This window comes from Novosphingobium sp. BL-S-33 (genome assembly GCF_056857025.1).
On the sequence record NZ_CM166474.1, the window covers coordinates 3,262,944 to 3,274,975 of the forward strand.

At 61.0% G+C, this 12,032-nt stretch carries 11 protein-coding genes; 2 read left to right on the plus strand and 9 right to left on the minus strand.

What is annotated here, in order from left to right; genetic code table 11:
* Positions 1-37: 37 nt before the first annotated feature.
* From AC1VVM_RS15180 to AC1VVM_RS15190, 3 genes are read right to left on the minus strand one after another with little or no spacing between them, the layout of a single operon-like run.
* Positions 38-1,078 carry a pyridoxamine 5'-phosphate oxidase family protein gene (locus AC1VVM_RS15180; protein WP_482955388.1) on the minus strand — a complete coding sequence of 347 codons (1,041 nt, stop codon included), beginning with the start codon at positions 1,076-1,078 and terminating at the stop codon, positions 38-40.
* Complete coding sequence (locus tag AC1VVM_RS15185; RefSeq protein ID WP_482955389.1) at positions 1,075-1,902, minus strand: enoyl-CoA hydratase/isomerase family protein; 828 nt, start codon at positions 1,900-1,902, stop codon at positions 1,075-1,077. The genes AC1VVM_RS15180 and AC1VVM_RS15185 overlap by 4 nt, the downstream gene beginning before the upstream one ends.
* Positions 1,903-1,914: 12 nt before the next feature.
* Entirely contained in the window at positions 1,915-2,697 is a 783-nt protein-coding gene (locus AC1VVM_RS15190; RefSeq protein WP_482955390.1) for an SDR family oxidoreductase, read from the minus strand.
* Positions 2,698-3,002: 305 nt separating this feature from the next.
* Between AC1VVM_RS15190 and AC1VVM_RS15195 the strand changes: the two genes are divergently transcribed.
* Entirely contained in the window at positions 3,003-4,202 is a 1,200-nt protein-coding gene (locus AC1VVM_RS15195; protein WP_482955391.1) for an acyl-CoA dehydrogenase family protein, read from the plus strand.
* A 2-nt stretch (positions 4,203-4,204) separates the two neighbouring features.
* Entirely contained in the window at positions 4,205-5,215 is a 1,011-nt protein-coding gene (locus AC1VVM_RS15200) for an acyl-CoA dehydrogenase family protein (protein WP_482955392.1), read from the plus strand.
* On the opposite strand, the gene AC1VVM_RS15205 is transcribed toward AC1VVM_RS15200, so the two are convergent.
* The 6 genes from AC1VVM_RS15205 to AC1VVM_RS15230 form a co-directional block, all read right to left on the minus strand.
* The gene (locus AC1VVM_RS15205) at positions 5,216-6,061 is read right to left on the minus strand and encodes a TauD/TfdA dioxygenase family protein (RefSeq protein ID WP_482955393.1); all 846 of its coding nucleotides are present in this window, start codon (positions 6,059-6,061) and stop codon (positions 5,216-5,218) included.
* A gap of 44 nt (positions 6,062-6,105) precedes the next feature.
* Positions 6,106-7,848, minus strand: a complete 1,743-nt coding sequence (locus AC1VVM_RS15210; RefSeq protein ID WP_482955394.1) for an FAD-binding protein — start codon at positions 7,846-7,848, stop codon at positions 6,106-6,108.
* Positions 7,849-7,855: 7 nt separating this feature from the next.
* The gene (locus tag AC1VVM_RS15215; protein WP_482955395.1) at positions 7,856-8,767 is read right to left on the minus strand and encodes an SDR family NAD(P)-dependent oxidoreductase; all 912 of its coding nucleotides are present in this window, start codon (positions 8,765-8,767) and stop codon (positions 7,856-7,858) included.
* The gene (locus AC1VVM_RS15220) at positions 8,760-9,353 is read right to left on the minus strand and encodes a carboxymuconolactone decarboxylase family protein (RefSeq protein WP_482955396.1); all 594 of its coding nucleotides are present in this window, start codon (positions 9,351-9,353) and stop codon (positions 8,760-8,762) included. The genes AC1VVM_RS15215 and AC1VVM_RS15220 overlap by 8 nt, the downstream gene beginning before the upstream one ends.
* 40 nt (positions 9,354-9,393) lie before the next feature.
* The gene (locus tag AC1VVM_RS15225; protein ID WP_482955397.1) at positions 9,394-10,785 is read right to left on the minus strand and encodes an aromatic ring-hydroxylating oxygenase subunit alpha; all 1,392 of its coding nucleotides are present in this window, start codon (positions 10,783-10,785) and stop codon (positions 9,394-9,396) included.
* A 160-nt stretch (positions 10,786-10,945) separates the two neighbouring features.
* Entirely contained in the window at positions 10,946-11,884 is a 939-nt protein-coding gene (locus AC1VVM_RS15230; RefSeq protein WP_482955398.1) for a TauD/TfdA dioxygenase family protein, read from the minus strand.
* Positions 11,885-12,032 lie beyond the last annotated feature (148 nt).

Here is a 12,032-nt window from a genome sequence, read left to right on the forward strand (position 1 = left end):
AATCCTCTCTCGGTTCAGTGCTTTGGCACCCGTTACTTCAGCTCGACAGGCCAGCTCCGACTTGCCCGGCATCGATGGCGCGAGTAGCCGCTGCTCGCCGTAGGGCCCCTGCTGTCGGCTCGGGAGGCTCAAGGGGTACGACAGGCATGGGTTGGCCCCGGCGTTCGAGCTCTCCAGCAAGCCGGGCATCGAGCGCAGCCCGTGTCTTGGCCGATAATGCTCCACGCTCGTCCATCATCGGCAGTACCGGAAGCGCGCGCTCCACCGCCAAGGTGCCGCCACCGTCTTCACGCAGAAACTCTCCAAGGAAGATTTCCTTGCCGACGAACGACAGGCTCGCCTTCCCGCTTGTCCAGGGAACGCCCGCCGGAACGCGAACGCGAAAACCGTTCGGCCCGAGCGCGACTTCGTGGGCCATCATGGGAATGGGATATTCATCGTTGTCGAGGAGAGTGAGATGCGCAGGTGCGCCGCCATTGATCGCCTGCGCCGCGAGGTCCGGCCAGGGTGGCTGCCGCCAGGACGGTGCTTCGGTTTGCCGGCCCGGCGGCGCCGGATCGGAAAGGGCATGGTGTGAAGCGTTCCCGTGCCATTCAAGCGGGCGCTGCTCCATTGCAGAGCGGCTGCGCCACCAGCGGATATGAACCGGCGCAATACTGACGATAATCCGCGCCAGATAATAGAGTCGCTCGCGGGTTGCCTCCCAGGCAACGACCTGCGGGTTGACGTTGGGCGAAAATATGGTCTCGGCAAGGTAGCGTTCGAGATTGGCCTGAATGTCGCTGTCGTGCACGGCGGCGTGTCCGGCGATGGAGATTACCGGATCATCCTTTCCCCCTTCGAGAAGGAGACCGACCTTGGGATTGCGCCGCGCGCGCTCTGCCTTGGCCGGATAGGCCAGACCCGTGCCGATATCGAGCGTGGTCATTTCGTCATTCGGGAACACGAATGTCGGTGTATCGATCGGGAAACCCGCGGCAGAAACTGTCGCAAATTCGGCAGAGACCTTACCCAGTGCGAATTGCAGGAGGTCGGAGGGCAACATCTGCGCAAGCCCCGGAAGCCGCGACCTCGTCATGCCGGCTCCCTCTTCGCGCCAACAGTGGCGACATGCCGTGCGACCAGATCAAGATAGCCGGGATTGAGCATGAGCGCGCTATTGGCCATGCGCTCGACATGCCTTCCAGAGTCACGGCCGAGTTCAGCAGCCAGTTCGATCGCGACTTTGGCCGCCCCCATTTGCTCGCCGTTCTGTTTTGCGAGGTGACTACAGAAGGCCATTACTTCCGCTTCAAATTCGTCGGCGGGAAAAACCTGGTGGACGAGGCCCATCGTCAAGGCCTCCTGCGCATTTGCCGGCTTGTTCCCCATGATCAGCCACCGCGCCCAGTGCGCTCCGCAGGTGCGAACGAGGCGGCTGACGCCATTGGATGCCGGAAGCACACCCATGCGATTTTCGGGAAAGGCATAGGCGGCCTCGCTCGATGCCAGCCGAAAATCGCAGGACAATGAAAGTTCGAGCCCACCGCCGATGCACATGCCTTGATGAGCGACGACGATGGGCTTTTCTATATGCTCCATCTCGTCGTAGATCCGGTGCATGCCGCGATTGCGCACGCGGTGGTTCTCGCGGATCCCGCGCGCTGTCATTGGCTCCGCTTCGCCTGCGGCCTCGAGGTTCTGGGCCTCGCGGACATCCGCACCTGCGCTGAAATAGCGCCCGGTCGCGCGGATCAGCAGTACCTTGAGCTCGGAGCTGTCCCGAAAGCGCAAGAGCTCACGCTCGAACAGCGTCATCGCTTCATTACTGAGCGCATTCAACTTGTCGGGGCGGTTGAGCGTCAGCACCAGCACGCCGTCGTGGGTCTCATGACTGAGGAGGTGTGCCTCGGATCTATCCATTGCCTGCCTCCATCACACCGTGACTGGCGACGTCAGCTGCGAGAAGCCCTCAAGCTGCAGGATCGGCGCCCCGATGTCGGCAGGCAGGCGCAGAAATTCGCGGATCACTGCGGCAACACCGTCGAAATGCGACTTGGGCTGCGCCCGAAGATCGAGGCCGGCTGCGAAGCACGCCTTTCCGAACCGAGCGGAAACCTCGGGATCCCAACCCGAAGACGTCTTGCTCTCGTCGTACATCATCCCCGCACGCAGCGCGGTCACGCGTATACCCTGAGAGCGAAGTTCCGCGCCGAGCGACGCACTGAATCGCTCAAGGCCGGCCTTCGAGCTCTGATAGAGGGAGAGCATCGGAAAGTCGCGAACTACCGACTCGCTGCTGAGGTTCAAGATATGACCGCCTGCAGTCATGAGCGGGATCGCTGCTCGCGAAGTGAACATCGGTCCTGCCAAGTTCGTATGCAGGATCGAGAGAATCTGTTCGTCGCGCGCTTCGGCAATCGTGAAAGGCTCATAGATTGCTGCATTGTTGACCAGCACATCGAGCCGACCGAAGCGCTCCCGGATTCGGCCGAAGGCGGCATCGACAGAACTGGGTGAAGAAACGTCGCACTGGATCGCGGTCGACCGGCTTCCCAGTTCGTCGCGAACGCTCTCAATGGCCGCCGGTGTGCGCCCAAGCAGGATCAGTTCGTCGCCGTCTGCATGGAGCTTGCGCGCCAAGGCCCGCCCAAGCCCAGCCCCCGCACCGGTAATCGCAACAATTCGTGCCGCGTGCCCGGTTGTCCTGTTCGCCATGCTCTTTCGCCATCCTCGTCTATTCTCGTTGTGGAACCGTGATGACGCAGGAGCATGGGAGAGCAAGCCGCAAGGCGAATTACTTTCACAGTGTGACAAGCGAGCTCGCACTTCGTTGCGACAAACGCCCAGACCTGCTGTCTGGGCGCGACATTGCTGCCAACTCGGCCTGGCCAACCTGCCCACATCGTGCAGCGGATGAGCCTGTCCCCATTCAACGGCAGCGGGACAGAGAGGAATTTCAATGGAGCCTGTGAGCGAACATCGCGGCAGTGCCAGATCGCGTGGCGCCAGGAGGTGTATCCGTGACTGAGAGCCCGAACCTCAAAGTATTGAGAGAGGAAGTCCGCACCTGGTTGGATGTAAACGCGCCGTGCGGATGGCGGGAAGCCTACAGCCAGCTGAGCCATCGGGAGTTTGCCGAGGCACAGCGCGGATGGTTCCTGACGATGGTGAAGGGTGGCTATGCTATCCCGCACTGGCCAGCCCACTATCCCGGCGGCGGTCGCACCCTGGCCGAACAGAAAGTCATCTACGAAGAGTTCGCGAGGGCCGACACCCCGCGCCTGTTACTCTCTTTCCTCTCCACTTATCATGCCTTCGCAACCCTCCATGAATGCGGGAGCGCCGAGCAACAGGCGCGCTACCTGCCGAAAATCCTCGAGGGCGAAACCTGGTGCCAGGGCTTTTCCGAGCCGGGAGCTGGCTCCGATCTTGCGTCGATCAAAACCCGCGCGGAACTCGTTCGGCGCCCGGACGGCGACGTCTATGTCGTCAACGGCCAGAAGGTCTGGTCGACGATGGCCCAGTTCGCGGACAAATGCTTGCTTCTGGCGCGCACATCATCGGAGGGCGTCAAGCAGGCGGGTATCACTTACCTGCTGATGGATATGAAGGCGCCCGGCGTCACCGTCCGTCCGATCCACCAGATCCAGGGCGACGAGGAATTCGCCGAGATCTTCCTCGACAATGTTGAAGTTCCAGTCTGCGAACGCGTTGGCGAGGAAGGCGCCGGCTGGGCTGTGGCGCAGGCGACTCTCGCTTCCGAACGCGGTCTGACCTTGATGGAACTCGCCTATCGCCTTCGCGGCGCGCTCTCGCGTATCGCCGTATTGATCCGCGAGTACGGGCATGAGGAGGATCGCGGCGTGATGCGCGATTTCGGGTCGCTTGTTTCGCAGGTCGATGCCGTCTGCGCGATTGCCGACCAGTTCCTCGACAACCGTATAAAGGGAGACGAACGGGTCGGCGACGCCTCGATCGTCAAGAACGCCTACAGCCGTGCGCTGAGAGCCTATTCGCTGTTCGGACTGCGTCTCGGCGGCATGGCCGAACAGTACGTCGCACCGATCACTTACGGTGACCTAAACACCGGCAACTGGATGGCTGATTTCATGAATTCCTACGCCTGGACGATCGCTGGAGGCAGCGAGGAAGTGCAACGCAACATCATCGCCGAACGCATGCTCGGCATGCCGCGCGAACCTAAGGGATGGATACTCTAGACATGATCGAAACAGCTGAATTGATTGAATCAGCGCAGAAGGCCTTCCCGTCCGGCCTGCTTTCGCCTGCCCGCCTGGAAAGCTGGCAGCTCGCAGCTGAAATGGGCTGGCTTGCAGTACGTATTCCCGGGGACGATGGCGGCCTTGACCTCGACCGAACGGCCTCGACGACACTGCATTTCGAAATGGGGCGAGTATTGTCCGCGATGCCACTTCTTCCAGCACAGCTCGGCCTGCAGGCAATCGTAGCCAGTCAGGAGTTCGCCCAGCGCAGCGAGTGGATTGATAGCCTAACAGCAGGCGAATACGCACCGCATCCCCTGCTTCCCTCAACGCTCGTCGAAGTCGCAGAGGGCAAGGTCTCGGGCACGATTTGCGGTGTCCTTGAAGCAGATATGGCAGTTGCTGTCATCGCCCGGCTTCCGGGAGGCTACGGCCTGGTTCCGCTGGAAGCCCGAGGCGTCTCCGTAATCGAGCGCAAGATCTGGGACCCAAGCCGCAGGATGTTCGACATCGTTCTCGAAGAATTTACTCCGATGCAGATGTTGACCGACGCCGATAGTGCCGGCGATCTCGAAACCCGCCTACTCGGGGAAGCACATCTTGCCATCGCAGCCGATTGTCTCGGCGGCGCGTCTGCCGCGCTAGAGGCAACGATCGAGTATCTGGCGATCCGGCGTCAGTTCGATCGCCCGATCGCCATGTTCCAGGCCCTCAAGCACCGCGTCGCCGACATGAAGGTGCAGTTGACCGCCGCCCAAGCGTTGCTGTGGAAGCGCGCCACAAGCAGCGAGGCCAGCCTGACCGAAATAGCCTCGCTAAAGGCGCTCGCCGGTGAGACATTCCGCTACATCACAGAGGAGATGATCCAGCTCCACGGCGGAATTGGTCTGACCGACGAACACCAGAGCCACCGCTTCATGAAGCGAGCAATGCTCAACCTCCAGCTCTGCGGCTCCGCTGACAAGATCAACGAGCGCGCAGGGCGGGAGGAATTTGCAAGGTCTGGATGATTATTCGAAGGGCTCCTCGCCCTGCAGCTTCGTGCGGACCATCAGGCGTCCGCACGAAGGATCGTAGGCCTCGGCCCGGTGCATCGTTCCGGTATTATCCCAGATAACAAGGTCGCCAACTTTCCATTCGTGGCTGTAGGTAAAGCTTTCTCCCGTAGCCCAGTCACGAAGGCCGTGGAGTACTGCGGCGCTTTGCGCATGATGCATCCCGACAACGTGATGGGCCGTACACCCCAGGATCAGCGACTTGCGTCCTGACTTGTGCTTCCAGACAAGCGGGAGCTCCTTTTCGCCGACAGCCTGCATGTACTTGAGCTTCTCCAGCGTCGGCTCGGGCTCGTAGTAGAATAGCGATGCCCAGGGCGCGTGAATGACGCGCAGCCCCTCGATTTCGGCCTTCTGGTCTTCGGGGAGGCCTTCGTAGGCAGCGTAGGTGTTGCTGAAGCCCGTGTTTCCTCCCCACGACGCCGGCTTGCGGCAGGACAGCAGCGAGGCGAGGATCGGCACTTCGTTGCGGGTGCCGTCAATGTGCCAGTAGAGCGAACCCTTGAGGTACTCCGCGCTTCCCGGGTTTTCCTTGACGTCGAGCGTGATCTTGTGAACCGACTGGGTGTCCTTGTCGTGGAGCTCCGGCGCGAAGGTGCCAAGTGTCTTGGTGAAGGCGACCTGCTCTTTGTCTGTGAAGGCAATCTCCGGAAAGACCAAGACACCGCGCTGCTCAAGCAATTCACGAATCTCGCCGGCAAGCTCCGCAGACAGCAGTTCGGATTTGCTGTTCAAAATGCGGGCCCCGATGTTCGGCTTGATGTCCTCGGCGCGAAGCGAGGTGTGGGTAACCGTGGACATACTCTCATCTCCCGATACACTTGGACTGCATTGCAGCCTGAACTTCAGGTTTTCTCAGCTTGATCAGCCCTTGCGGTGGGGGCAGCGGCTTCGACAAAGGCGCGCATCACTTCGTCGTCAAAATCGCAAAGTGGTTCAGTCGTACCAGTGTTAGCTCCAGCGGCATGAAGGGCCGAAAGATAACCGAAGACCATCGAAGGGCCGACGCTTGAACCGGCACCGGGATAACAGCGGCCTGAAACCGCGGCCGCTGAATTGCCCGTTACATAAAGCCCCTCAATTACCGAGCCGTCTTCCCTGAGGGCCCGACCGTGCTCATCCGCATCGATTCCGCCAGCCGTGCCGACATCGCCTGGATAGATTGCTGCTGCGTAGAAGGGGCCCTTCTCGATCGTGCCGAGATTCGGATTGGGCCTGACTGTCGGATCGCCGTAGTAATTGTTGTAGGCACTCTCACCGCGCCGAAAATCCTCGTCGACGCCCTTTCTGGCGAACCCGTTAAAACGCGCGACCGTCGCCTCCAGGCCATCTGGCGATATACCGCACTGGAGTGCGAGATCTCGCAGGGTATCTGCCCGCTTGAAGTAGCCGCTCCTTATGAGCTCGTCGGGGACGCGGCCCGGCATGACGTTGCCCCAGGGGTAGGTCTTGCGATGACGCGTGTCGAAAATCGCCCACGCCGGTATTGCGCGAGCCCGGTACATGTTCTGACCGAACTCCATGTAACCGCAAGATTCGTTGACGAAACGCTTTCCATTGCCGTCCACGACGATGCAGTGAGGTTTCGAAATGTCGTTTGGAGAATGGAAGCCGCCGAACGTGCCATCGGCGTGATAAGTGCTCGGGAGCCACCAGCTTTCGTCCATGAAACGGGTCGCCGCGCCAAGTTTCATCGCCGCCTGGATGAGATCTCCGGTGTCGGCGGGATTGACCTGCGTCCAGGCTACCGAAGTCGGATGCGGTTGAAATTGATCGCGCATCTTCAAGTTGCGAGCAAATCCCCCCGCATTGACAAGGACGCCGCGGCGAGCCCTGATAGTGATCCTCTGGCCGTCGCGCTCGGCGATGACACCGACAACACGTCCATTTTCAACCAGCAAGTCGCGAACGGGACAATCGAGTTCGATCGGAATCTTCGCTCCGATGGCAATCTGAAAAAGGCGCCCCATGAGCGCCGGGCCCGCTCCGCGCAGGTCCTTGCGCAGGAGCTTCTTCACCATCATGCGCCAACCGACCCGAGCAGCGACCAGCTTGCCCCGCCAGGTCTTCTTGATGACGAAAAGATGGACAGTCTCCGAACTCAGCACCGGTATGTCGGTGGTGATCCGATACTGAGCGAGCTTAGGCGACCATTCGCCCAGTTCGCCCGCATCGAAGATGGGAGCTGCAATCGATCGGCCGGACGCGAGACCGCCCGGCAGCTCATCATGGTAATCGGGCCAATGCGCATCGATCAGCTTCATGCCCTTGCCGAGCAGATAGCGGACCATGTGGCCGCCCCCGCGGATGAAGGCCTCGCGCCGTTCGGGACGCACTTCCGCGGCTGACGCGCCAGCAACCGCCTCCATATATCGGCGCGATTTCTCGAAGGAGTCCCGGGTGCCGTCCGGATTGCCAACCGGGTTGTCCGGAATCCAGATAACGCCGCCTGAATAAGCACTCGTTCCCCCAAAGACCGGTTGCTTCTCGAGGATCACGCTGCTGTAACCATGGTCCTTCATCACGAGAGCAGCCGGCACGCTGCCTGCCCCGCTCCCCACGATGATAAGGTCGTATTCCGCGTCCATGGTCGCCTTACTTTCCACGCGCCATGTCGAAGCTGTAACCGAGGTGATCATAGAAACCCCGCGGCGCCGGCTCGAACACGACTTGCTGCGAGCGATCGGCAATTTCAGCTTCGCGCGCTGCAACGTCCTCGATCGTCCACTCGGCCTGGAAAGCGCCCCGGGTTTCGGCAACGTAGGCATGCGCCATACGTCCCGCGAGTGCCACGAAGAGCTGGCCGGTCGCCTTGCAGTTTTCGTGCGCAAGCCAGGCTGCAGCTGGCGCCACAAGTTCGGGGCCCCAGTTCGGGAAATCTGAGGTATCGCGCCCCTCTGCCAGGCGGGTCTGGGCTGCGGGTACGATGCAGTTGGCCGTAACGCCGAATTCTGCCCCTTCGAGCGCGAGGGCATTACCGAAGCCGATAAGCGCCCCCTTGCTCGTGCAGTAGGCCGCGACATTCCGCTCGCCGTAGAGGCCCGCGATCGACGAGACCAAAACGATCCTGCCGTAGCCGGCGTCGCACATTCTTGGGAACGCTTCCTTACTAAGGTGGAAAGCACCGCTGATCTGTACGTCGAGCACTTTCGAGAAGTCCGCGAAAGAAAGTTCGCGGAACGAGCCGCGCCGGTTGATGGTCGCGTTATGAATCAGGATGTCGATCTTGCCGAAGTTGTCGAGCGCAGCACCGACGATTGCCTTGGCACCCTCGGCGGTATCAACGGTATCTCCGTTGGCGAGGGCTTCGCCGCCTGCGGCGCGGATTTCCCGTGCGACGCTCTCGGCCATCCCGATGTCGGCGCCCTCGCCCGTCCGGCTCGTACCGAGGTCATTGACTATGACCTTGGCCCCACGCGAACCGAGCAGCAAGGCATATGCCCTGCCCAGCCCGCCGCCTGCACCCGTAACAACCGCGACCCGGCCATCGAAACGCAGATCATCCATTTGCGGCAGTTCCTTCTTCCAAACGTCCAAGCTGGTCCTCAGGTTCGAGCGGCATGCGTACTGCTCTCAGAACCCACGCCAGCAGCGTGTAGGTGCCGATCATGAACAGGAGCTCCATGAGCTCCTTGGCACCGAGATCGGCGGCAAGCTGCGACCAGAGTGCATCCTCGATGTCATGGCGCTCGCACATGGCATCGGCGGCTCTCAGCGCATTACGCTCCAACACAGTCCACGCCGGAGCATCCGGGCCCTGCTTCACCGCTTCGAGCTCGGCAGGGCCGATCCCAAGCGGCGCGGCGATTTTCACGTGCTGCACCCACTCGTAGTCGGAAGAGTAGCGGTGCGCGATGCGCAGGATCACGATTTCGCGCAGGCGTGGATCGAGCACGCCGCGCGTCAGGACATGGTTGAAGCGCATCCAGTTGAGCGCGAGCGGCGGGTGATTGGCAAACCAATGCGTGAAGTTGTACTTCGACCCGTTGATGCGTCCCTCCTCACCTTCGTAGACGGCGTAGACCTCGCGCACCTCGTCGCTCCATGCTTCGACCGGGAGCGAGGGCATCCGCTGGGAACCTGTTGGCGGCATCAAATTCGGTTCCTCTTCCAAGAAATCGGGGCAATTTCGGTCAAAACCCGAGGTCGAGGATTGGACCGTCAAAGTTGTTGCACAGCTTATGGGTTGCCTCGGCCAACTTGGCAGCCGGCACGCCGGCGAGGTGGCCATCGATGATCTGCTGATAGTTCGCGATGAGGCCCTCGATGTCCTTGCCAAGACGCATGAACTCGAAGCCCGGCGCGTGGAGCCCGACCTGCTGTTCTGGAATGTTAGCGTAGTCCTGCTGCGGGATCGGCGGGAACTCCTTGCTGTCATAGGGCAGCACCACCGGCTCCTTGGGAGCCACGTGATCCGAGCCCTCCGGCATGTGCGTCAGCGACCAGATCTCGAAATAGCAGGTCTCTGCCGTGAGCGGCCGGATACGGTAAGCTGACATGCTCGAGACCATCGGCAGCAGGAAGTAGTGCGGAAACAGGAACTCGATCGGATGGACGTAGTGTGACATCTTGACCGCGTTGAGATCCGGGACGTTCTCTCCCCGCTCACGCAGTTGCCGGGTAACTTCCGCATTGAAGATCCCATACCAGGTCATCAGGCCCTGCTGCGGATCCTCCGGCAGCTCCACGTCGGCGAGCGACTTCGCAATTTCCACTTCCTTGGCGTGGACCATGCCCGCCATGCCTTCGCTCAGCAATTCCAGATGGCGGATATGGCTGGCGACGTTGGCGTGGGTGGTAGCATTGGCATTAACCGCCTGGCCAAGGCCGCCAGTGTCATTGCCGTACATGGCGTTGTACATAGCCGCGCAAGCCGAATGGAGCTGGGGATGGGTCCGCAGCACGTGATAGCCTTCCATGAAGGCCTCCATCGCAATCTTCCAGTTGGCCGGCAGCACTGTCGCGTACCACCACTCCGCCTTGAGGTTGCCGACGTGATGCGCATCGAAACGATCAGCGAGCGGACCGACGGTGTCACGATAGCTAGGCGCCGCATCGTCGAAATTGATGAAGACACAGCCGCCCCAGATTTCCGATCGAACCTCGGGCAGATTGAGATCGTCGGCGTTGAGCTGGGTCTCGCCGAACATGTGCTTGCCATAGACGAATGTGTTCTGGCCCTCCATGTTCCAGCGCCAGCCATGGAAGGGGCAGATAAAGCCGGCCTTCGCGCAGTTGCCATGCCCCTTGCCGAGCCGTACGCCGCGATGGCGGCAAGCATTGGCGTATGCCTTCACGCCTGATTTGGTATGGACGACGAGAACCGATTTCTCGAAGATCTGATATTCGGTCCAGTCGCCGACCTCAGGGATCTGATCGAGCCGCGCGGCCAGTTGCCAGACATGCGGCCAGAGGCGTTCCTTCTCGAGTTCGAAGAAGGTCTCGTCGTAATAGCGAGCCGCTGGAATCCGATCGCGCTCCTCGATCCGAAACGGGACGGCAATGCCTGCATCGGCTTCGGCCATGGACTGTACCTCTCTTCTAATTTTTTGCCGCGTTCATTGCTCGGCGTTGATCAGGCTCGCGGGTTGCCTGCGATCAGCAAGCCAGCCCCTGGCAGCGATGCGTGAAGTCAAATTGGCGCGCGATGCCTGGTGTTGGGCTCCCGGCATCGCGCGCCCGGCGTCACACGCCGATGCCCGTAGTGCTTTCCACACCGGCCAGTTCGAAGCGGCCGAGGCCGTAGTCACCACGGATCGTGGTGCGCTGCATCTGGCGCGGATACTGGGGTGGGTGTCCCGCCACCGAATGGACGAAGCGCCAATTGTCCCAGATGACCATGTCGGTCGGCTTCCAATCATGGAAGTAAGGTTTCATCTTGGCATATATTTCCTGGCAAAGCTCTTCGAGCAGCGCGGCGCCTTCGGCGTCCTCATGCCCGCAAATGCCTGCCGCCTGCCAGGGCGAGACGTGGAGAACTTTCTCGCCGGTAGGCCGCGTCCAGATTGCCGGATGAACCGATCGCGGCGCATCGCGTGAGGCTTCGATCATGTCCGTGATCATCTTGCGCACCTTGATGGGATGGTACGATGCCGGCCTGCCGAACTTCATCTCCATGAACATTAGGTGCGAATGATAGATGATCTCGAGATCTTCGAACTTTTCACGAAGTTCGGGCGAGATCGCGTTGTAAAGCTGGATCCCGTCGGCAAAGCCCGTAAGGCCGCCTTCAGGCGGGATCTTCAGCGCTCGCAGCACACCGCCGCGATTGAGCTGGTTCGTATAGCAGGCGTCGAAATGCCACGGGATGTAGGACGACAGCTCCTTGCCATCGACCTCGAAGATGTCCTCGTAGTCGAAATTGACGAGGCCGGGCATATCATCGTCGACACGCGGCACGTCCTTGAGGGCATGCGCTTCAAGCGTTCCGAAGATCTCGCTGAGCGCAACCTGCATCTGCGAGGAAGGCTCCACCTCCGAGAACACGATCATGCCGCGCTCGGTGAACGTGTCATTGATTTGCCGGCGCACATCCTCGTCGACCACGTTCTGCATTGTGACGCCCGTGATGCGGGCGCCGTAAGGTAGATCGTCCGAGAGCGGAGCAATGTTGATTGTCGCCATGGCGACCTCTCCTTCCAATGGGTCGCCTCGCATCCACTTCTCGCGGATCGGACGACTCCCGTTTGTTTCTCGCCGGTTATCCCTCCGGCGGTGGTGACCGCGTGGCAGTTGTTGCCGGCAAGCTGGGACGGGGAAATCCCCTTCCCCG